We start from the raw sequence: 23,175 nt of genomic DNA, 5'->3' as shown, positions 1-23,175 counted from the left end.
CACCTATTTCTTATTTGAATCGATTTATTATATACATAATGAAAGATAATGCAATACTTAACACAATACATGTAATGATAGGAAAATAAAAGGTAACGTTACCTTTTTTCACAAAAATATCGCCTGGAAGCCTTCCTATGAACTTCCAAGCTAATCCAACAACAATGAGCAAAATACCAGCTGTAATAAGCAACTTTGGCATCTCCGTCATACTTGGGGCATCTCCATTCCGAAATGCTCATATGCGAGCGGTGTTACGATCCGGCCTCTTGGCGTTCTTTGTAAAAAGCCAATTTGTAATAAATACGGCTCGTACACATCTTCAATCGTATGAGATTCTTCCCCAATCGTTGCTGAAACAGTTTCTAATCCAACTGGACCACCGCGGAACTTTTCAATAATACCAAGCAGTAATTTATGGTCGATATGATCAAGTCCTAATTTATCTACTTGTAATAGTTCTAACGCCATTTGTGTAATTTCCATCGCAATCGTTCCGTCACTGCGAACTTGTGCGAAGTCACGTACACGTCGTAATAGACGATTCGCAATACGAGGTGTACCACGGGCACGTCTTGCAATTTCTAATGCAGCTAACGAATCTATTTCAACTTCAAACACTTCTGCTGTGCGTTCTACAATCGCAGAAAGCTGATCTACTGTATAGTACTCTAATCGTGAAAGTACACCGAAACGGTCACGAAGTGGTGCTGATAATGCACCTGCACGCGTCGTTGCCCCAACTAGCGTAAATGGAGGTAAATCTAGGCGTACAGAGCGAGCTGATGGTCCTTTCCCAATAACGATATCAAGGCAAAAGTCTTCCATCGCTGGGTATAGCACTTCTTCAATAGATCTATGCAAACGATGAATTTCATCAATAAATAATACATCCCCAGGCTGAAGTGCTGTTAATACAGCCGCTAAATCTCCTGGTCTTTCAATTGCAGGACCTGACGTCGTTCGAATGTTAACACCCATTTCATTGGCAATAATATTCGCAAGCGTCGTTTTACCAAGTCCAGGTGGCCCATATAAAAGTACGTGATCTAACGTTTCTTCACGCATTTTCGCCGCTTCAATAAACACTTCTAAATTATGTTTCGCTTTATCTTGGCCAATATACTGACGGAGCGTCTGTGGCCGTAATGAATACTCTAAATCCGCATCTTCGTATCCAGATTCCCCTGAAAGGAGACGTTCGTCCATTATACTCACCTCTTACCATTTAGTAAAAGACTAAGTGCCTTTTTAATATACTGATCCGTCGTTAGTGATTCTTTTAATAACTCTGGTACAACGCGAGAGACTTCTCGTTCTGCATAGCCAAGTGCACGCAGTGCTTCCAGTGCTTCATCAAGTTCAACTGATGAACCTTTCTTCGTATCAAAACTTTCAGTATCTGAGAACAAATCAACAAAAGCATCTGGTACAACATCTGCTAGTTTTCCTTTTAAATCTAAAATCATTTGGCGCGCTGTTTTCTTTCCGACGCCTGGGAACTTCACTAAGAACTTCTCATCTTCATGTTCAATCGCTTGAACGACCTGTCCGGTTTGACCAGAAGCTAAAATTGCAAGAGCACCTTTTGGTCCAATCCCCGATACACCTAACAATTTTGTAAATAATAAACGCTCTTCACGTGTTTTAAACCCGTAAAGTGCCATAATATCTTCTCTCACATAATGATATGTATAGACACGGATTTCTTGCTTACTTCTTTGAAATACATACGGATTTGGTGTGAAAATTTGATAACCAATTCCATTATGATCAATTACGACATATTCCGGTCCTACATACTCCACGTAGCCTGTAACATATTCAAACAAAATACGATCTCTCCCTCTTAAATCATGTATTCCATTTTAACATATTTAATGATAGAAAAGCGAGAATACCCCAACGAATGTTCTCTGTTTAAAACTTCTGTTATTTTCCATTGACAGAAAGGATAAAGCCCCTTAATATACAGAAATCGATAATGATTATCAATACTAATTAAAGGGGTTACATCAGGATGAAACAAAAGCTATTTATTTTATTTACTATTATGCTAGTTGTTCTTTCTATCGTTGGCTGTTCTTCTCAAAAAGAAGAATCAAAAGCAAAAGAACAACCGAAAACGAAAGTTGTAAAACATGCTAAAGGGGAAGCAACAATTCCAGCTAATCCAAAGAGAATTGTTGATTTATCTGGATCAACAGAGGAATTATTAATCCTTGGACATAAACCTGTTGGCACAGCAAACACATATAAAGATAAAATCCAAAATCATTTAACTGAAAAGTTAGACGGAGTAAAAGCAGTTGGCTGGTATTGGGCACCTAAAGTTGATTTAGAGGCTGTTACTGCTTTAAAACCAGACTTAATTATTTTAAACAATCGTCAATTGAAAATTTATGATCAACTAAAAAAAGTGGCACCGACAGTTGTTCTGGAAACAAATCTAGAAGACTGGCGCGGTAAGTTTAAAGAAGTAGGCAAACTATTTGACGAAGAAAAGAAAGCAGACAAATGGATTGCAGATTACGATAAAAAAGCAGACTCTTTATCTAAAAAAATTAAAGAGAAAACAAAAGATGAGAACTTTATGTTCGTTGCAGTTACACCACAAAACTTCCGTGTATACGGTAGCTTCGGATACGGTGACATCATCTTTAACGACTTAAAGCTTCCAGCAACAAAAGGTACAGATTTAAAACAAACGATGGCACAAGTATCACTAGAAGGTCTTGTTGCATTCCAGCCTGATCAAATGTTTATTGTAAACTTCGGCGGAGAAGCTGATAAAGTGTACGAAGACTATAAAAACAGTGCGGTTTGGAAAGATAATAAAGCAGTAAAAAACAATCACGTATATGAAGTATCGAATGAAGCCTTCAATACGAAAGCATTCAATCCAATCGGAAAAGATATGCTAATTGATGAAATCGCAAAAGAGATTTTAGCTAAGAATAAATAAGAAAAAGCAGCTCACCCTGAGCTGCTTTTTTTCTTATTTTGCACTGCGTATTGCTTCATTTTTTCGATTGTCTTCACGAATCCTTCTTTTGACTTAATACGAATACCACGCTTTAGTTTTGCTCGCTCATAACTCTCAAGCTTTTTCATATCAATTTGAAAGAAGGAATGGATCGCGTTATCACTTTTCGGTACCCCTTTAAAAATTTGCAATATCCCTTCCTCTGAAACACCAAAATAACCGCTCGTTTTCAGTAAAGGAGAAATATCATCAACTTTCCTTTGTAATACGATTTGCACATCATCACGATCAACAAGTTGCCATTCTTTATATTGCTGCAAAAATTTTTCTAAATCCGCTACTTTTTCTGTCAGTATTTCCTCACTTACTTCTCCATCAACATACATGCGCTCTAATAAAATTGTAACTTGAGGTTCTTTTTCTACTACTTCTGCCCTCACACCGGATCCATAAGCTAAGCAAAACATCACAATGAAAGCTTGCACTGCAATTAGCATCCATTTCATTTCCGTTCACCTCTTCTAGGCAAAATCATACTTTCATTTGTAGCTTTTCCGGAAATGGGGGTTTTATCCATATAAACAATAGCATTAAATTTCTAAGGAAAATAAAGTGAAACTTTAATCAGTGGGGGGTTTTGTTCATCCCCCCACTGATTATTAGTTAAACCAATCGGGCTTTTACGGGCAGTGGATCTCCCACCTAACTCCCTCGCATTCGCCGAATTTTGAGGTGGGAGTCTTACTGCCCACAAATAGCGGGACAAAAAATGCAGATAAGGGTTAATCCTCATCTGCATGTATCATTTACTTTTATATAAAATGAAAGACGCCTGCAAAGCAGGCGTCTGATGCGTTTACGGCGAAAGACCAGGCGACCACATTCGCGTGTTTAGCACTTAAGCATATCTCTCGACTTACGTAAATTAGCTCATCGCTTTGCTAATATAACATTAACAAGGTAGAAGCGCAATATATTTCTAAATATATTTTTCTTCCTCTTTCAACCAATTGAAATTTATGTAAATTATAAATTGATTAATGTAATATATATGTTACAATTAATACTATAAATATAAACAGGGGATGAATGCCTTGAAAAAAATTAAAGATGAACGCCTCATACTCCAAATGTTAAAAAACATACGTATTGCCTTTCTTTTTCAATCAATTGGTATAATCGGAATTTTAGGCTATATCGGATTCACAGAAGGAATGGATCAAATTACGAAATCTCCATTGTGGTTATTATTTATTCTTACAAGTATTGTACTTAGTTATTTACAGTTAAGCGTTTCTATCGATGTAGAAGAAAGCGAAAATGAAATAAAGTTAACTCCTTATTACAAAATTATTTTGCGCTCTCTTATTGTAGGAATTATCATGGCTATTATTTATATCATTTTCAGTCCAGAAAGACCTCTATTTGAAGCTATTTTAACAGGTGGTATTCTCTTCATATGCTTTTTAGCGTCTTACTCCGTTAGTTATTTTATAAAAAAACGACGTTTACAAGACGAAGATGAATAAAGAGGAAGGGCTATCCCTTCCTCTTTGATTTGTTATCGCATAGTACCAGTCAGGCCGTAACGAATGTCTCGGAACATATTTGTTATGTCACGATTAAAATCGTTTGTAGCTGTGCCGTTACGTAAACGCGTACTCATTGCATCGACACGAGTAAACATGTCATTTCTTACAGAAACATATACGTTTCTATTTCCAACTTCATTCACAACAGCTTGACGAATTTCGTTCGCCATCGCTGTTTCATTCGTCGCTGTATTACGTGGTTTTACCGCAATCGCTACATCGTTTCCATATACAACTGTAGAAACTCGGTCTACGTTATTCATACGTTTCACACGATTCGTAATTTTCTCCGCAGTTTTACCATCATTGTTAATGTATGAATTGTTCATTGTAATATTACGAGTTGGGTGTGGATTAGCAATTTGCCCATTGTAATTTACATCACGGTAATAATTATTATATCCTGTATCGTTACGACCGTTTCTATATGTTACATAATCTGTAGAACGATCGTTACGCGCTACATTATCACGATACTGGTGTGTATCATTATAAGATGTACGCTCGTAATTGTAGTTACGTCCATCCATCGCATTATTATCTTTTGGTGTACCACATGCAGCTAATGCACTGGTAACTAACAAAGAAGCAGCAATAACTTTTACTTTCGTATTCAATACAAAAACCCCCTCTGTTAGAATGAACTTCTCTTTCGAAAAGCTCCCCCTTATGATGAGTAACAGAGAGGGTTTTTACACTGTTAATATTTCACTAGGAATTTTCTAGCACTTAATGTAAATTCACCATATTCCTGACTATCATGAATACAAAAAAGGTGGGAATAACCCCACCTTTTTTTAAACTTCCTCTTCGTCCTCTTCTTCTGAAACTGGTTCTCCAAATACGTTTGGTGGGTCCGGCTGATAATACATCGTTCCTGGCTGTGGTGCATATGCTGGCTGAGTTGGTTGATAATATAAAGGATTAGCATATTGTGGTCCACCCGGTTGTGGACTATATAACCTACTTTCTCCTCCGCATCCACAATCTTCTTCACCTTGCACGAGTGGCGGCATATTATTATCCATTGGCATCATATTTGGATTTGGCATAGAAGTATATTGCGGCGCCATTTGTTGATACGGCATTTGATTGTATGGATTTTGTTGCTGATACGGCGGATATGGCGGCATCATTGGCTGTTGATATGGCATCATGTTTGGCATTTGATTGTTATCCATTATCGGCATCATGTTTGGCATTTGGTTGTTATCCATTATCGGCATCATGTTCGGCATTTGATTGTTATCCATTATCGGCATCATGTTCGGCATTTGATTGTTATCCATTATCGGCATCATGCTCGGCATTTGATTGTTATCCATTATTGGCATCATGTTCGGCATTTGGTGGTTATCCATTATCGGCATCATGTTCGGCATTTGATTGTTATCCATTATTGGCATCATGTTCGGCATTTGATTGTTATCCATTATTGGCATCATGTTCGGCATTTGATTGTTATCCATTATCGGCATCATGTTCGGCATTTGGTTGTTATCCATTATCGGCATCATGTTCGGCATTTGATTGTTATCCACTATCGGCATCATATTTGGCATTTGGTTGTTATCCATTATCGGCATTATATTTGGTGGTTGATTGTTATCCATTATTGGCATTATATTTGGTGGTTGATTGTTATCCATTATTGGCATTATATTTGGTGGTTGATTGTTATCCATTATTGGCATTATATTCGGCACTTGAATATTAGGCGGTATTACTTGCGGGATAATAACACTTTCTTTTGATACGTTTGGTGAGACTATGTTCCCTACATTCTCTTTCTTCACTTGCGGCGACACTATATTCCCTACATTCTCTTTCTTCACTTGCGGCGACACTATATTCCCTACATTTTCTTTTTTCACTTGCGGCGACACTATATTCCCTACATTCTCTTTCTTCACTTGCGGTGACACTATATTCCCTATATTTTCTTTCTTCACTTGCGGTGACACTATATTCCCTATATTTTCTTTTTTCACTTGCGGTGACACTATGTTTCCTATATTGTCTTTTTTCGTTTGCGGAGAAATGACATTGTTAGGTTTCATTTTATTAATTTGAGGAGCAATTAACTCGCTTCCCTTTTTTATTACGTCTGAAATCTTATATTCTTTTTTCGCTTTAATTGGTGGTTGCGGTGGCTGTGGTAACACATTGATAGAAAATTTAGTGTTTTCTTTCGTAGTAGGTTTTAGTTTTTCTACTTTCTCTACAACAGGTGGTTTTTGAATGACAGGTGGCTTTTCAACTGGCTTCTCTTTTTGAATCGGAATTTCTTTTTGTACTTCTTTTTGTGGCTTCACTTGCACTTCCTTTTGCGGCTTCACCTGTATTTCTTTTTGCGGTTTTATCTGCATTTCTTTTTGCGTTTGTTGCATAGCTGGTTGTTGTGTAATAGGTGTTGATTGATACGTGATCTCATCTTCATCTTCTATTGCAAGTGGCGTTGGTGTTGATGCAAACTCTTTTTGCTGCACCTCTTTTACATATTGTTTCGGGGGCGCTGAACCCGATCCAGTTTGTTGTTTCACATGAACGCTATGCGATGGCACTTTAATTTTCATCCCTGGCATAATTAGGTCTGGATTGCTAAGCTGTGTATTTGTTTTTTTTAGCGTTTCAAAATCCACTCCGTACTTTTTTGCAATTTTCCAAAGGGTCTCCCCTTTTTGCACGATATGAATTTTCAAATTTTCCCCCTCCTGTATAACTTATCTATAAGTAAAAACACTTTGAAGTAACACTTTCTAAACAACATTAACTTCTTTTACTTTTATCACTTCTTCTATTTCCAATATGATTCGAAGTGGAATAAGCATAGAAAAACCGCAATGATTTCCTCAACACAATGTATGCCTATTTCATCCTTGTTATGATTATATGTACGAAAAAAAGCAACGGAAATCCCGCTGCTTTAAACGCGCTCTAACATACGATTTAATGCAAGAACTGCCTCTTCTGTTACTTGTTTCTCTACACGAATAACGTTAATTTGTTCTCCTCTTTCTATGTTCTCAAGTGCCCATAACAGGTGAGGTAAGTCAATTCGGTTCATCGTTAAGCAAGGACACATAAACGGATTTAGCGAAATAATTTCTTTATCTGGATGTTGCTGAATAATTCGGTTCACTAAATTCATCTCTGTACCAATCGCCCACTTACTTCCCGCCGGAGCTGCTTCAATCATATCAATAATATATTTCGTTGATCCTGCATAATCAGAAGCAGCAACCACTTCATAACAACATTCAGGGTGAACAATAATATTCATATCCGGATGATTTTTTCGCACATTTTCAATATTTTTCACAGTGAAGTTTTGATGAACAGAACAATGGCCTTTCCATAAAATCACTTGAATTTCTTCTATATCTCCATCGTACTCTAATGAATCTGTATGCGGGTTCCACACTGCCATTTTTTCTAACGGAATACCTAAATCATACGCTGTATTTCTTCCTAAATGTTGGTCTGGTAAAAAGAAGAGACGCTCTTTTTGTGTAAACGCCCAAGACACCATTTGTTTTGCATTAGAAGAGGTTACTGTTGCCCCTCCATTACGACCACAAAACGCTTTGATCGCAGCTGTTGAATTTACATACGTTAATGGAATCATCGTATCCCCAAATAATTTCGCGAGCTCTTTCCACGCTCTTTCTGTTTGTTCAATATCTGCCATATCTGCCATAGAACAGCCGGCACGCATATCTGGTAAGATGACAATTTGATCATCTGTCGTTAACATATCTGCCGTTTCTGCCATAAAGTGCACACCACAAAACACAATATATTTTGCCTCTTTATTATTCGCTGCAACTTGCGCGAGTTGAAGTGAGTCCCCTGCTGCATCTGAAAATTGCACCACTTCATCTTTTTGATAATGATGTCCTGGAATAAATAGTAATGCCCCCATTTTTTCTTTAATTTCACGGACACGCTCTTCCATCTCTAATGTAGACATCGTTTGATAACGCTCTGGTAACATTACTTCGATTGGCTGAACTTTCTCTAAAATACCCATTTATGATTCTCCCCCTCTAAACCACTCTCATTAGGCCTCAATATTAAAACTAATATCAAGTGCTTTCACTGAATGTGTTAACGCTCCAAGTGAAATATAATCTACCCCTGTTTTTCCGTATTTTGATAAATCTTCAATTGTAATACCACCTGAAGCCTCCGTAACGATGACACTTGGTACAATTTTTGAAAACTCACGAATCTCTTCTGGCGTACGATTATCGAACATAATAACATCTGCACCGGCCTCTACTGCTTCTCTTACTTGCGCCTCTGTCTCTGTTTCGACTTCTACTTTCACCATATGTCCCAATCTTTCTTTCACCGATGTAACAGCTTTTGTAATCGAGCCAGCAAAAGCAATATGATTGTCTTTAATCATGACACCATCATATAAACCGAATCTGTGGTTAAATCCGCCCCCGCATACTACAGCATATTTATCAAACATACGTAGTCCTGGCATCGTTTTTCTCGTATCACAAATGCGTGTATGACTGCTATCTAAAGCAAAAACCGCCTTACGTGTCATCGTCGCTATCCCGCTCATACGCTGAATAACGTTTAATATAACGCGCTCTGCCGTTAATAATGATGCGATTGGGCCTTGCACGGTTGCAATTATTTCGCCTTTTTCTACAAGATCCCCATCTTTTTTATGAAGTTCAACTTCAATTCTCTGATCAATTAATTTAAATCCTTCTTCAATTACTAAGCACCCTGCAAATACCCCTGTATCCTTTACAAGAAACGTTCCTTTCGCAAGTGCATTATCGGGAAAGATAAGCTGAGATGTTACATCTCTTTCTCCTATATCTTCTAGAAAAAATCGATTTAATGCTTCCTTAACTTTTAACGTATTCATAAAACCCCTCTTCCCCTTATTAAACAAGTTGTAGTTTTCTTCTCACTCGGATAATCTCTTTTTTTACGCTATTTCTTTCTGGATAATCAATGCGATAATGACCACCAACACTGTCTTCTCTTTGCAAAGCTGATACTGTTATAAGCTCACAAACTGTTAACATATTAATAAGCGTTATCTCTTCATTTGTAAGTGCATCATATTGTAAGATCATATTTCGCACACCGTACCTACTAAACCATCTCTGAGCATATGATAAATTTTTCTCAGTTCGCACAATCCCAACATATTTCATCATGCATTCTTGTATTTCTTCTTTCAACGGTAAATCATTAAGAGCTATAAAACTTTTCCCTCTCTCTTCCGGCACATTTTTTCTTTCCTCTGCTGGCTTAGCTAAAATGTGTTTTCCTATTCGTCTTCCAAACACAAGACCTTCTAATAATGAATTACTCGCCAATCTATTCGCACCATGAACTCCATTACAAGCCACTTCACCGACCGCATATAAGTTTGAAATGGACGTCTCTCCGTCACAATTCGTCTTCACGCCGCCCATATGAAAATGAGCGCCCGGTACGACCGGAATAGAATTTTCTTTTAAATCAATACCATTCTTTTTACATAATGATGAGACGGTCGGAAAACGTTGTTCAAAGTTTTGAATGGTTTCGATGTTTAAGTACACTTTTTCACCTGCAAGAAGTTGTTCATGAATAGCCCTTGCCACTACATCACGTGGTGCGAGATCTTTCCCGGGATGTATATCCATCATAAAACGCTGTCCTTTTCCATTTATAAGGACAGCTCCTTCACCACGGACTGCTTCAGAAACGAGACCACAACATCGCCCGTCCACGTATAACATCGTCGGATGAAATTGTACAAATTCTAAATCAACAAGTTCCCCCCCAGCTCGATATATCATCGAAAGTCCATCGCCTGTAATTGTCTCATCATTCGATGTAAAGGCGTACAAACCACCTATTCCTCCTGATGCTAACACCGTATTATCAGCATAGTAACGCTTCAGCTTCCCTTCACTATTTCGCGTTAAAGCTCCTATGCATTTATTATTTTCTATAATAAAATCGAGCACCATTTCATGCTCAACGACAGTAACGTTCGGAACTACTTCTTGTATTAAATGCTCTAACAGATTTTTACCAGTTGCATCTCCTCCGGCATGTAAAATGCGCCGTTTTCGATGCGCCCCTTCTTTACCAAGGTGGATCCCTTTTTCATCCCCATCAAATTTCATTCCATTCGTAATAAGCTTACTTATTTCTTTCGGTCCCTCTTCAACTAAATAACGAACTGCTTCTTCGTTGTTATAATGGCAACCTGCCACTAATGTATCTTCAAAATGCCCACTCGGATCGTCATATGTAGCAACTGCTGCTGCAATTCCTCCTTGAGCTAAATGTGTATTATTATTACGTCCTGTTTTTTTTGTGATAATTATCACATTCTTTTCGTGACAAAGCTCTTTCGCAACACGAAGCGCCGCAACGCCACTTCCAATAATCAAGACATCTGCACTTGGCATAATTGTTGCCTCCCACTTTACACTTTCCAACTGTCTTGACACCTATATTTACATAGTTTTAAAATAATGACAAGAGTTTTTTTACAATTCTTATTTTCACTACCATTCTAAAAACGAAAACAAATGTCACTCTTACCGAAGAGAGGAAATTACATGATGATATATCTAGATTATGCAGCGACAACACCTATGAGCGAAGAAGCTTTAGAAACATATGTAGAAGCAGCAAAGAAATATTTCGGAAATGAACAAAGTTTACACGATATCGGCGGAAGCGCATCATCTTTATTGCAAGTTTGTAGAGAAACATTTGCAGAAATGATTGGGGGTAAGGAACAAGGTGTATTCTTTACAAGCGGCGGTTCAGAATCTAACTACCTTGCGATTCAATCCCTTCTAAATGCTAGAAATGGAAAGCACATTATTACGACACCTATGGAACACGCATCGATTCGAAGTTATTTTCAATCCTTACAATCGCAAGGTTATACTATTACTGAGATTCCTGTTGATAAAAGTGGGATAATTCATTTAGTAGATTTAGAAGCGGCTATTACAGAAGATACTGCTCTAGCAAGTATACAGCACGGAAACTCTGAAATCGGGACCGTTCAAAACATTGCAGAGATCGGAGCACTTTTAAAAAAATATAATGTTTTATTTCATTCGGATTGTGTTCAAACGTTTGGTAAACTTCCAATAGACGTTAAAGCGCTGGAGATTGATAGCCTCTCTGTTTCAGCCCATAAAATATACGGACCAAAAGGAGTTGGAGCTTGCTATATAAATCCGCAAGTTCGCTGGGAACAAGTATTTCCAGGAACTTCTCATGAAAAAGGCTTTCGCCCTGGTACAGTGAACGTTCCTGGAATCGCTGCTTTTTTAACAGCCGCAGAGCATATATTAAAGAATCAAAAGGAAGAGAGCTTTCGTTTTAAACAATTACGATCTTATTTTTTAGAGCAATTACAAACACTTCCTCTAGAAATTGAAGTGAAAGGACATTCTACTTCTTGTTTACCACATATTATTGGGGTTACAATAAAAGGAATAGAAGGTCAGTATACAATGTTAGAATGTAACCGTCATGGTATAGCCATTTCAACTGGAAGTGCTTGCCAAGTAGGTAAACAAGACCCTTCAAAAACAATGCTTGCAATTGGAAAAACGTATGAAGAGGCAAAACAATATGTCCGCTTTTCTTTCGGACATCACACAACGAAAGAACAAATTGATACAACTATTCATGCACTACACACAATTGGAAATCAATTTTATAGAGGTGTTAAATCATAATGAAACAAAATGATCAAAAAAAGATTTTAGGCGAAGAAAGACGACAACTCATCCTTGAGTGGCTTCTTGCTGCAAATGAACCGTTATCAGGGAATGAACTATCTAAAAAGACAAACGTAAGTAGGCAAGTTATCGTTCAAGACATTTCCTTACTAAAAGCACGAAATGAACCAATTATTGCGACTGCACAAGGATATTTATATTTAAAGCCACAAACAAGACAACAAGCTTTCGAACGCGTAATCGTATGCCAACATAAACCGGCAGAAGTACGTCAAGAACTTACTATGTTAGTTGACCACGGCGTTACGATTAAAGACGTAAAAGTTGAGCATCCTGTATACGGCGACTTAACAGCATCGATTATGGTAAGTAATCGCTTCGATGTAGAACAATATTTACAAAAAATCGAAAACACAAACGCTTCCTATCTTTCGCAACTAACAGATGGTATTCACTTACATACAATCGAAGCAGATTCTAAAGAAAAATTAGATGCTGCCTGTGAGGCACTAGATCGAGCTGGATTTCTCGTTTATTAATTAATGTACAGCACAGAGTTTTTCATCATTCTCTGTGCTTTTTTAGTGATATAATATTGAAATCAATTGTAAAGGAGATCAAATATGGGAATTGAACTCGTTCACTTTAGCACTGGTAAACCGAAACAAATGAAATATGGCGAAGATAAAGAAATGATAACAGGTATATGTAAAGATCCTACAGAAGAGGCCTTCCTCTCAAAAGACGGATTCCGTGGTGATGATGTAGCGGATTTAAAACACCACGGGGGACCTGATCGCGCAGTTTGTGTGTACCCACACGAGCATTACGCACTATGGGAAGAGGAATTTCAAACTACACTTCCAGCTTCCACATTTGGCGAAAACATTACCGTAACAAATATGTTAGAGCGTGATGTTTGCATCGGAGATACATATCAACTAGGCGAAGCAATCATTCAAGTAACACAAGCTCGCGTACCTTGTAGCACAATTTCAAAACGTGTCGGTATTCCTGGCATTTTACCACGCATTGTAGCAACTGGATATACTGGCTACTTATGCCGCGTTCTTCAAGAAGGTACTGTGCGTAAAGATTCTAAAATTACATTACTAGAGCGTCCATCAAACAATGTATCTGTTTTGTTCTCTAACGAAATTTATTTTCATAATAGGAAAGATAAAGATGGCATTGAGAAGGTTCTTGCTGTTCCAGAACTAGCCGAGATTTGGCGTGGTCAGTTAGAGGATCGTCTTGCGAAGTTAAAATAAATAGAATCCCACCATTTATAGGTGGGATTCTATTTATCTATCACAAAATGTATTATCCGATAAAATTATATCAGCGATTAGAAGGGAAATATCGACAGTTCATCCACCTCTCTTACAACCAATAAGAAGAATAACTCCCCAGCACTGTAACAGAAAAACCGAGTGCTTCAAGTTCCATCATTACGCCTGGCAATAATACGTCATCATATGCTTTATCTACGTCGATTAAGAAAAAGTAATTTCCAAGACCTGTTTTCATCGGGCGAGATTCGATTTTGGATAAGTTTAATTTTCTCCATGCGAAAGCTGATAACACTTGATATAGTGCCCCTGCGTAATCAGCGGGTAACGTTATCATAAGCGTCGTTTTCTCTCCTCGGTTTTCTCCGTTATTTGGGAGTACTGCTTTCTTTTTCTTATGGAGAACAAGGAAACGTGTATGATTGTTTTTATGCGTATGAATATCACGCCTTACAATTGTTAATCCGTATTTTTCTGCCGCTGCTTCATTTGCAATAGCTGCAATTTTTTCTTCAGGATGTTCTTTCACATATTGTGCAGCAGCGCTTGTTGATGTCATATCGCGAACGGTTACCCCTTTTAATTCCTCATTTAAAAATTTATGGCACTGTGCAATGGCATGCGGATGAGAATGTACAGCGTATACTTCTTTCCACACTTCTTCGTACTGCGGGTGTACGAGTAAATGCTGCTGAATTGGCACTGTAATTTCTCCTACAATGGAAAGTGGCTGCTCATGTACGAGATAATCAACCGTTATATTAACTGAACCTTCTATGGCGTTCTCTAACGGTACGACCGCATAATCTACATTTTCATTTGCAGCTGCATCAATACAATCCGGAATCGTTCGATACGGTACATGCTCTGCTTCCGGAAAAAAACGACTCACCGCCATATTTGTAAATGTCGCTTCTGGTCCTAAATATCCTACTCGAATCATCGTCTTTTCCCTCTTTTTCGTTTTCTTACTGTTATACCATACTTTTTAATATTCTTCTATGAGAATTTCGAATATTAAAAAAAGACTAGCATTCGCTAGTCTAAATGTTTCTTGTATTCTCTTTGAGCGAAGAAGAAATAGATGATACATGCAGCGATATAAAACAGAATAAACAATCCCACTTTTCTTAATGATCCGTCCATAAAAAGAGTATTATGAAACGTATATAATGCAACTGCACTATGCATACTCCCTACTATAATTGGCGCAAAAAATAGCATACACAATTGCCAACGAGAAATCTTCCACACTTCTTCCTTCGTCATTCCAAGTTTAGAGAGCGCCCCGTACTGCTTTCGATCGGATGCAATATTATGAAACCATTTAAAATATACGATACTACATGAAGTAAGGAAGAATAATATGCTAATGAATGAGCCTATAAATAGAGTAATATCACCACCTTCTTTCATATTCACATATAATTCCATATTACTTCGAAACGCATCATTTGTATCATGTTTCATATGTTTCCGTAAATCCGCGTTTAATTCCTTCGTATTTTCGATATTTGGTAATGTATACCCTCTATATATCATTTTTTCAGAATCCGGAATTGTATTTGCTATACTGTTAAAATCTTCATCATTCATGACAAAAAACAGACCATTAATGTATGAAGGGTGATAGTTAAATTGTACCCCTTCTTTCTGACCGTTAAATACGAATGGGTACGCTTGATTCATTACTTGCAATTGAATCTCTTTTTGATTATATACATTTGGATAATTGCGTTTATTATAATAGACAAGTGTAACTGTTCCTTTTTTAGGATAATACATTTTCTGTTTTTGTTTTCTTGCCTCTTGATTGTATTCACTTTCCTTTATAAGCGGCGCTACCTCTGTTTCTCCCTTATTGGACTGAAAGGATGCATACACTCCAACAAAACTCATATATTGAAAATTATCATATCCATATTGATGTAATAAGTTTTCAACCTTGTCTTTCTCGAAAACTTCATGAGCAGAAGTACCTTTTTCTATGTACGAAAACGAGTGTACTCCTCCGCCACGCCACATATCTTGCATGCTAGAAAAATATAAGAACACCATACCTGTCGCCGTAACGACAAACGTTGTTGCCATAGACAACAGAAAGAAAAAGCGACTATTTTCCTTCATTCGATGTGACAATTGATTCACTATAAATAAATACGGATATGTATACATAATCTTTTTATTTCGTTTTATCACTTCTAACAATTGGCTAACACCATGTGTAAAAGAAAAATACGTTCCAAAAAAGATAAGTATAGACACAGGGAAAAAGTATAATGCTATCGTTTGCATCGTCACTTGTAGTGCTAACGCATATCCACCCACTAAACAAGCAAAACCGAATAAACAAAGCCACTTTGATGTTTTCCTCTCCCGTTTATCTGTTCGAAATTCTTTCAATAACCGGATGATTTTTATATTCCATATACGTAAAGCACTTATAAAAGATAAGACAATAAAGACGACCATATATGTAACAAACGTTACACCAATCGCTCTCATGTCAAATATAACAGGAAGTTCTTTCGGAAGGCGAAGTAACATGCTAAACACCATAAAAAAGAGTTTTAAAAAGATCATACCAAGCCCGATACCGAAAATATTTGCGAAAATCCCGATCAATATTTGCTCGGTCATAATCACCCCTATTACGTTAGACTTCGTCGCTCCCATTAACATATATAATCCTAATTCTTTCTTACGTGCTTCTATAAAAATAGAAGTAGAATACAAAATAAATATGACGAAAAAAGAAATAATTATAACGTTACATATGATAAGTCCCCAGCGTACATTTTGATACCACATCGTCTCTTGCATATACGGATGTACAATGACAGACATGTATGCAAAAGAAGCAAATATCGCAAAACAACTACTTAAGAAAAACACTTTATAATTACGCCAATTCCCCTTTATATTTTGCAGCGCCAGTTGCTGAATGTTCATCTATCGTCCTCCTGTAACTTACTACACACATAAAAAGCTAGAGGTTTCCCTAGCTTTTTACGTGTTTTAAATATCCTCTTTGCGCGATCATAAAGTAAATGGCAGAAGCTAAAATATATGCTCCAATTACAATCGAACCTGATTTCCATAAATCGATATAAAGCATTTTCCCTAACGTATGAAGAGCAAACCCACTATGAATTGTACCGATTAAAATTGGGATAAAGAAGATAACACCCATTTGTCGAATTGCAATTTTACGAATTTCTTTATCTGTCATACCGATTCTCTTTAACGATTTAAATTGAATACGATCTTGTTCTTTATCGTTAAACCATTTAAAGTATGTCATACTACAAGCGAAGAAGAAGAACAGTACAGCTACAAAGAAACCGATAAACATCGTAATTGCTCCTGATTCTCTTATATTTTTATAAGCGAGCACCGAGTTATTTAATTCCTCTTGCTTATCTGGTGCAACTTCCTTTTTCAAATCTAACACAAGGTCTTCCGTACTTTTCCAGTCTTCTATATAATAACCGTAATATTTCGTCTTTTCTTCATCTGGTACGAGCTTTGCGTATTTCTCAAAATCTTGATCATTCACAATGAGATATTCACTATCATTAAAAACAGAAAATGGAGTTGGCTCATTTAATTGAACAGACTGCGTTTGTCCGTTAATTTTAAATTCATATGGTTTTGCAAGATCTACCTTCATCATATCTTTCGCCATATCCATTATGACCATCGTTGCACTACCTGGTGCATTATGAACTTCTCTAACTTGCTCCCTCTTTTGTTTACGTGCTTCAGCATTATATTCTTTTTCTGAAACAATCGCCATCGGTACTTCATGTTCACTGTTAAACATCGTGATTTTTTGAGTTCCAGGAAGTTTTACATACGTTACTTCTCGCGCTTCTTCAAATCCATGTTTTTTTATTAATTCTTTTGTTTTCCCTTCTTTTATGACATTATGCGTATGAATGCCTTTTTCCTCATACGAAATAGCATGCGGGGTACTAGTTACTGCCTTATAACTCATATCCTCAAAAAATACGTACAGTGTACCAACTGCCGAAGATACAACCGCCGTAATGATAGAAATTACAAATAGAAAACGAGCATTATCTTTCATTTTATAAATAAGATTGCTAAGTACGAACATGTTTGGATATGTATAAAAAGATCTTTTTCTTTTTTGCAGTGCTTTTAATACGACTGTACTACCTTGTGTAAACAGTAAATACGTTCCGCCTATCGTCAGCCCTACAATCGGTAAAAACAGTATGATAAAATTCATAAATGTCACTTGGAAGCTAAGTACATATGCAACAATAATACATCCTATACCAACTACACATAACGATGTAAATGCAAAAGGTTCTACTTTTTGTTTTCTTGCTTCTCTTAATAAATCAATAATTTGCAAGCGCCCTACTGTCCAAACACTAAACAATGATAGGATTAAAAATAGAATAAAGTATACACCAGCTGTAATAAGAATTGCTTTACTATTCCATACGAGTGGAAGTGTTTTATCTATTTTCAATATTACGCTTAATGCTTGGAAAAATAATTTTGAACAAAGCATGCCAAGCCCAATACCTACTACAATTGCAATACTACCTAACATAAGCTGTTCTAATATAATCATTCGGCCAAGTTGAGATTTTGTTCCGCCTATTAATGTTAATAGACCAAACTCTTTTTTTCTTGCTCGTAAAAATGTTGAATTCGCATATAAAATAAAGAGTGCTGAGAAGATGACTACAATATAATTCATCGATTCTAGCCCTTTTGAGATCATATCCCTCATACTAATATTACCGCTTACGACATCTGGATGATAAATGAAGGAAGCATACATGAAAAATACGACAATCGATAAACAGCTACTAATAAGAAACGCTTTATAATTACGCCAATTTCCTTTTACGTTATTAAGCGCGAGCTGGCGAAAGTTCATGATATTCTCCTCCTAGCATCGCAAGTACATCCAGAATTTCTTGGAAAAAGGCTTGTTTCGTTCTTCCCTTATGTATTTCTGAGAAAATTTCTCCGTCGCGAATGAAAAGAATACGTTCGCAATAACTCGCCGCTACTGGATCGTGCGTTACCATTGCAATTGTCACTTTCTTTTGTTCATGTAAATCTTGCAACGCGCTCATTAATGATTTTGCTGACTTCGAATCTAAGTTTCCAGTTGGCTCATCCGCTAAAATTAGCGTAGGTTCATGAATGATTGCTCTCGCTGCTGCTGCACGTTGTTGTTGTCCGCCTGACACTTCATATACTTTTTTATTTAAAATTTCTTCGATGTTTAAAAACTTTGCAATCTCAAGCACTTTCGCATCGATTTCATTTACAGATTTCTTCGCCATTACAAGTGGTAAAATGATATTTTCTTTAATCGATAACGTATCAAGTAAGTTAAAATCCTGGAAGATGAATCCTAAATGTGTACGACGAAACTCCGCTAATTTTGCAGCACGCATTTGATTAATTTCTTCACCATTTACAAGCACATGACCTGAAGTTTGCTTATCAATTGTTGCTAATAAATTTAAAAGCGTTGTTTTTCCGCTTCCTGAAGGCCCCATAATCCCTACAAACTCGCCTTCTTCAATTTTAAAATTTATATCATTTAAAGCAGTCGTCGCTACTGAACCTTTTGATTGGTACACCTTTGTTAACCCTTTTACTTCAAGAACACTCATTTCTAATCCCCCTACGTGTTTTCTTCTTACATTTACTATAAGAAAAATAAGAAAAAGAAACGAGTGATTTCCCTTACAAAACGTTTTGTTATCTTACAGTTTTGTCATTTTTCTCATTAATGTATGATATTCTTCATCTTTTGCAAATTGGAACGTAACTGTTGTTCCTTCCCCTTCAGTTGATTGTACATACACTCCATGATGTAAATTATCGCAGATTTCCTTCGTAATATATAAACCCATACCTGTCGCTTCCCTTGTTTTACGGCCGTTTATTCCCGTAAAGAACGGATCAAATATACGCTTTACATCTTGCTCAGGAATACCAATTCCATTGTCCTTAATATGTAATAACACCTTTTGATCTTTCTCTTCAATTTGAAATTGAATTTCTTTTTTCTCTGCTTCTGAAATTTTTGTATACTTAATTGCATTCACAACAATTTGGCTCATCGCGATACTAAGCCACTTTCTATCAGACGCAATCATACAAGTCTCTTCTTCAAACATCATTTTCGGAAATACAGAAGATTGAATGAACGACTTCCGATTTTCATTAATAATATCTCGAATGACCTCTATAACATTTACTACTTCTACTTTATAGTCTTTCGAAAATTGATCTAACCTTGCCATATGTAACGCTAAATCTAACCCATTTAAAATACGGTTATTTTCTTCACGAATACTTTCAATCGTTCCCCTTGCTTCACGGTGTTCCTTACCATATTTCTGTAACAATAATTCAATAACGGATACTGGTGTTTTCATTTGATGGATCCACTGGTTCATAAAAATCATTTGCTGTTGCTCTTTTGCATGCTGCTTATGAACCTCATTCATATATTGCTGCCTTAATAGCGTAAACGCTTCAACGACCAGTTCTTGCTCTGCTGTATAAGAAGTATCAATAAGTAAAGAGTCATGTAATGTATGTCCACCGGCAATATACTGTTCTATTCTCTTTAAAAACACACTTCGTTTTCGATAATCGTAAATAAGGTATACACTAAACACAACTGTCCCTAATAAAAGTCCGTATAACCATGTACTCCAGTCCAGCGCACGCTTTTCTAAAAGGCTTTGCAGCTGCAATACGAGTCCAAATAAACAAAGGCTTACAATATAAGTAATAATTAAAGAAAAGCGGTCTATGAGGTAATTTTTAACCTTCATGCCCTTCGCCCCACTCAGTAAGAAGAGCATAACCGTACCCACGCTTTGTGACAATTGCATTTTTAATGCCTAACTCCTCAAGTTTCTTCCTTACACGCTTTACATTCACGGTTAATGTATTATCATCAACAAAAGCTACTTCATCCCATAAAGCCTCTAACAGCTCTTCACGTGTCGCGTATTGATTTGCTTGTTTCATTAAACATTCTAATAAATAAAACTCATTTTTTGTAAGTTCCGTTTGTTGACCTTTCCACTCTACCGTGTGCTGTGATGGGAATAATAACAATCCATTAACACCTAAGCAGTCACTTTCCGCGGCCAAAGCATACTCACCATACCCGCGGCGGAGTGCACTTTTCACCTTTGCCATTACGATATCTAAATGGAATGGCTTCGTAATGTAATCATCTCCGCCATTTTCAATCGCCATTACTTGATCCATTTCCCCTGTTCTTGCAGAAACAAAAATAATCGGCGCATTCGATACAGTGCGGATTTGGCGGCACCAGTAGAAGCCATCAAAGTATGGTAAATTAATATCAAGTAACACAAGATGAGGACTTACTTTTACAAACTCATCTTTTATATGCCGTAAATCGCTCACTCTGAAAGATTGATATCCATACCTTTCTAAATGCTCCTCTAATATCTCTGCAATTTTTTCATCATCTTCTACAATTAATATTTTATACATATTCCTTTTCTCCCCATAAAATATTCTTCTAAAATCACTCCTTTTTCTATTATAAATTGAAACTTTAATCAATGGGGATTTTTTCCTATATCGACTTATGGTTCTCCTATATGAATTGGGTTTTTACTGGACTCAAATAACGAAAAAAAAGACCGCCATATTTCGGCAGTCTTAATCGATAAATTCAAATTGATATTCAAGAATTTTCACAATATCTCCGTCTGTTGCACCACGTGCACGAAGGGCTTCATCAATACCCATTCCACGCATTTGACGAGCAAATCGGCGTACAGATTCATCACGTGAGAAGTCTGTCATCTTGAATGTTTTCTCAATGTCATAACCAGAAATAACAAATGTGCCATCACTTTCGCGTGTAATTTCAAAATTAGATTCAGATTCAAATTTGTACATTACACTTGCTTCAGATTCTTCTACATCATCGTACATTGGGAATTCTGGTGTTGTTTCTAATAAGTTCGCTACTTCAAATAGTAAGTCACGAACACCTTGTTTCGTTACAGCTGAGATTGGGAAAATTTTCACTTCGTCTCCCAATTTCTCTTTAAATGCTTGTAAGTTTTCTTCTGCATCTGGCATATCCATTTTGTTTGCAACAACAACTTGTGGACGCTCAGTTAAACGCATATTGTATTCTTTTAGTTCATTATTGATTGTGACATAATCTTCATATGGCTCACGTCCTTCTAAACCAGACATATCGATAACGTGTACGATTACACGTGTACGTTCGATATGACGTAAGAATTGGTGTCCAAGTCCAACGCCGGAGTGTGCGCCTTCAATTAGTCCAGGAAGGTCAGCCATAACGAAGCTGCGGTTATCACCAGTTTCAACAACACCAAGATTCGGAACGATTGTTGTAAAGTGATATTCTGCAATTTTCGGACGCGCTGATGATACAACAGATAATAATGTAGATTTACCTACACTTGGGAATCCAACAAGTCCAACATCTGCTAGCACTTTAAGTTCTAGCGTGACATCACGTTCTTGACCTGGTTCCCCGTTCTCAGCGATTTCTGGCGCTGGGTTCGTCGCTGTTGCGAAACGTGAATTACCACGGCCACCACGGCCACCTCTTGCGATTACAGCTGTTTGTTCATGCGTTACTAAATCGGCAAGAATTTCACCTGTTTTTTCATCTTTCACTATTGTTCCTGGTGGAACCTTTACGATTAAATCTTCAGATTTACGACCGTGCTGACCTTTACTCATTCCGTGCTGACCGCGATCAGCTTTGAAATGACGTTGGTAGCGGAAGTCCATTAATGTACGTAAGCCTTCCTCAACAACAAAAACAACATCTGCACCTTTACCACCGTCGCCACCTGCTGGGCCACCTTTAGGTACATACTTCTCACGACGATACGCAACCATTCCGTTACCACCGTCGCCGCCTTTTACATATATCTTGACCTGATCTACAAACATTATTTCACCACACTTTTTTCGATTAGTTGTAATATAACTGAGACTTCTTCGTCTCGTACTGTATAAGAAATGGAATACCATTTATTGTTTTCGTTCGCAAGCCACGTTTGTAGTTCTTCTACATTCGTTAGCTTTCCACGAAAATCAAAAAAGAAACGAGCATTCTCCGCGTCACTTTCAATTGTGATACAAACATAATTTTCAACATATACGTCTAAACTATGCTGAAGCATTAAGAAAAACTGATTCGTCCATGTACATACAGTCTCATCTAGATGAGATAAGTTATGTAATTTCCCTAATACTTCGTACTCCAATAAGCACGGTTGCTGTTTCCAATTATATGTTAAAATCCACTCTGAAAATAAAGGCATTGATAGCCCCATCAGATTGGATTCTTGTCTCGCTTCTTGGACAAAACGATCGATGAGCCTATGAATCTCTTCCACTTTTCCAAGGGAAAGATTTCCTTTAACCATCTGCAAACGATTGAGCCAATCATGTCTCGAGTGGCTCAACGCATCTATAATTGTCCATTTTTCATTCATTTAGATACC

21 protein-coding genes and 1 pseudogene are annotated in these 23,175 nt (G+C 37.1%); 5 read left to right on the top strand and 17 right to left on the bottom strand.

The window, feature by feature from the left end:
* Positions 1–10 precede the first annotated feature (10 nt).
* From MHH66_RS04695 to ruvA, 3 genes are read right to left on the bottom strand one after another with little or no spacing between them, the layout of a single operon-like run.
* Positions 11–211: a DUF2905 domain-containing protein gene (locus MHH66_RS04695; protein WP_000138161.1), complete on the bottom strand. Its 201-nt coding sequence runs from the start codon at positions 209–211 to the stop codon at positions 11–13.
* Positions 208–1,209, bottom strand: a complete 1,002-nt coding sequence (ruvB, locus tag MHH66_RS04690; protein WP_078184458.1) for a Holliday junction branch migration DNA helicase RuvB — start codon at positions 1,207–1,209, stop codon at positions 208–210. Before ruvB ends, MHH66_RS04695 begins: the two co-directional genes overlap by 4 nt.
* A 5-nt stretch (positions 1,210–1,214) precedes the next feature.
* Positions 1,215–1,832 (bottom strand): Holliday junction DNA helicase RuvA, encoded by a 618-nt coding sequence (gene ruvA / locus MHH66_RS04685; RefSeq protein ID WP_002088786.1) that lies wholly within the window; start codon positions 1,830–1,832, stop codon positions 1,215–1,217.
* Positions 1,833–2,020: 188 nt separating this feature from the next.
* Between ruvA and MHH66_RS04680 the strand changes: the two genes are divergently transcribed.
* Complete coding sequence (locus tag MHH66_RS04680) at positions 2,021–2,965, top strand: iron-hydroxamate ABC transporter substrate-binding protein (protein WP_078184459.1); 945 nt, start codon at positions 2,021–2,023, stop codon at positions 2,963–2,965.
* Between the two features lie 11 nt (positions 2,966–2,976).
* Here the strand turns inward: MHH66_RS04680 and MHH66_RS04675 are convergent, their stop codons facing one another.
* Positions 2,977–3,492 (bottom strand): BofC C-terminal domain-containing protein, encoded by a 516-nt coding sequence (locus tag MHH66_RS04675; RefSeq protein ID WP_078184460.1) that lies wholly within the window; start codon positions 3,490–3,492, stop codon positions 2,977–2,979.
* Between the two features lie 588 nt (positions 3,493–4,080).
* Between MHH66_RS04675 and MHH66_RS04670 the strand changes: the two genes are divergently transcribed.
* Positions 4,081–4,515: a branched-chain amino acid ABC transporter substrate-binding protein gene (locus MHH66_RS04670; RefSeq protein ID WP_078184461.1), complete on the top strand. Its 435-nt coding sequence runs from the start codon at positions 4,081–4,083 to the stop codon at positions 4,513–4,515.
* Positions 4,516–4,547: 32 nt separating this feature from the next.
* Here MHH66_RS04670 and MHH66_RS04665 read toward each other — a convergent pair whose 3' ends face one another.
* From MHH66_RS04665 to nadB, 5 genes and pseudogenes are all read right to left on the bottom strand, one after another.
* Positions 4,548–5,195 carry a YhcN/YlaJ family sporulation lipoprotein gene (locus tag MHH66_RS04665; protein WP_002034140.1) on the bottom strand — a complete coding sequence of 216 codons (648 nt, stop codon included), beginning with the start codon at positions 5,193–5,195 and terminating at the stop codon, positions 4,548–4,550.
* A 1,928-nt stretch (positions 5,196–7,123) separates the two neighbouring features.
* Positions 7,124–7,280: pseudogene (gene safA, locus MHH66_RS28560) on the bottom strand (SafA/ExsA family spore coat assembly protein); the annotation flags it as partial.
* A gap of 224 nt (positions 7,281–7,504) precedes the next feature.
* On the bottom strand, positions 7,505–8,611 hold the full coding sequence (nadA, locus tag MHH66_RS04655) for a quinolinate synthase NadA (RefSeq protein WP_063218767.1): 1,107 nt from the start codon (positions 8,609–8,611) through the stop codon (positions 7,505–7,507).
* A gap of 30 nt (positions 8,612–8,641) precedes the next feature.
* On the bottom strand, positions 8,642–9,475 hold the full coding sequence (nadC, locus tag MHH66_RS04650; RefSeq protein ID WP_063218768.1) for a carboxylating nicotinate-nucleotide diphosphorylase: 834 nt from the start codon (positions 9,473–9,475) through the stop codon (positions 8,642–8,644).
* A gap of 19 nt (positions 9,476–9,494) precedes the next feature.
* On the bottom strand, positions 9,495–11,024 hold the full coding sequence (gene nadB / locus MHH66_RS04645; RefSeq protein ID WP_063218769.1) for an L-aspartate oxidase: 1,530 nt from the start codon (positions 11,022–11,024) through the stop codon (positions 9,495–9,497).
* A 153-nt stretch (positions 11,025–11,177) separates the two neighbouring features.
* Here nadB and MHH66_RS04640 point away from each other — a divergent pair, with 153 nt between their 5' ends.
* The 3 genes from MHH66_RS04640 (at position 11,178) to MHH66_RS04630 (ending at position 13,594) form a co-directional block, all read left to right on the top strand.
* On the top strand, positions 11,178–12,320 hold the full coding sequence (locus MHH66_RS04640; protein ID WP_063218770.1) for an IscS subfamily cysteine desulfurase: 1,143 nt from the start codon (positions 11,178–11,180) through the stop codon (positions 12,318–12,320).
* On the top strand, positions 12,320–12,862 hold the full coding sequence (locus MHH66_RS04635) for a transcription repressor NadR (protein ID WP_002034157.1): 543 nt from the start codon (positions 12,320–12,322) through the stop codon (positions 12,860–12,862). Before MHH66_RS04640 ends, MHH66_RS04635 begins: the two co-directional genes overlap by 1 nt.
* An 84-nt stretch (positions 12,863–12,946) precedes the next feature.
* Positions 12,947–13,594, top strand: a complete 648-nt coding sequence (locus MHH66_RS04630; protein ID WP_012261756.1) for an MOSC domain-containing protein — start codon at positions 12,947–12,949, stop codon at positions 13,592–13,594.
* Positions 13,595–13,706: 112 nt separating this feature from the next.
* Here MHH66_RS04630 and pheA read toward each other — a convergent pair whose 3' ends face one another.
* The 8 genes from pheA to MHH66_RS04590 all read right to left on the bottom strand — a co-directional run bounded on the left by pheA (position 13,707) and on the right by MHH66_RS04590 (position 23,166).
* A complete protein-coding gene (gene pheA / locus MHH66_RS04625; RefSeq protein ID WP_002015384.1) occupies positions 13,707–14,558 on the bottom strand; it encodes a prephenate dehydratase in 852 nt (283 codons plus the stop codon).
* Between the two features lie 95 nt (positions 14,559–14,653).
* Complete coding sequence (locus tag MHH66_RS04620; protein WP_063218771.1) at positions 14,654–16,567, bottom strand: ABC transporter permease; 1,914 nt, start codon at positions 16,565–16,567, stop codon at positions 14,654–14,656.
* 49 nt (positions 16,568–16,616) lie between these two features.
* Complete coding sequence (locus tag MHH66_RS04615) at positions 16,617–18,539, bottom strand: ABC transporter permease (RefSeq protein WP_078184463.1); 1,923 nt, start codon at positions 18,537–18,539, stop codon at positions 16,617–16,619.
* Positions 18,514–19,290, bottom strand: a complete 777-nt coding sequence (locus MHH66_RS04610) for an ABC transporter ATP-binding protein (protein ID WP_000114530.1) — start codon at positions 19,288–19,290, stop codon at positions 18,514–18,516. Before MHH66_RS04610 ends, MHH66_RS04615 begins: the two co-directional genes overlap by 26 nt.
* 93 nt (positions 19,291–19,383) lie before the next feature.
* On the bottom strand, positions 19,384–20,466 hold the full coding sequence (locus tag MHH66_RS04605) for a HAMP domain-containing histidine kinase (RefSeq protein ID WP_050399547.1): 1,083 nt from the start codon (positions 20,464–20,466) through the stop codon (positions 19,384–19,386).
* Entirely contained in the window at positions 20,456–21,163 is a 708-nt protein-coding gene (locus MHH66_RS04600; protein WP_002067394.1) for a response regulator transcription factor, read from the bottom strand. The genes MHH66_RS04605 and MHH66_RS04600 overlap by 11 nt, the downstream gene beginning before the upstream one ends.
* A gap of 171 nt (positions 21,164–21,334) precedes the next feature.
* Positions 21,335–22,618, bottom strand: coding sequence for a GTPase ObgE (obgE, locus tag MHH66_RS04595; protein ID WP_002015378.1), 1,284 nt, complete (start codon positions 22,616–22,618; stop codon positions 21,335–21,337).
* Positions 22,618–23,166, bottom strand: coding sequence for a sporulation initiation phosphotransferase B (locus MHH66_RS04590; protein ID WP_002015377.1), 549 nt, complete (start codon positions 23,164–23,166; stop codon positions 22,618–22,620). The genes obgE and MHH66_RS04590 overlap by 1 nt, the downstream gene beginning before the upstream one ends.
* Between the last annotated feature and the right edge of the window lie 9 nt (positions 23,167–23,175).

Source organism: Bacillus sp. FSL H8-0492 (genome assembly GCF_038006145.1).
GTDB lineage: Bacteria > Bacillota > Bacilli > Bacillales > Bacillaceae_G > Bacillus_A > Bacillus_A mycoides.
The sequence above is the reverse complement of the archived record's forward strand: the minus strand, read 5'-3'. Positions and strand labels throughout refer to the sequence as shown.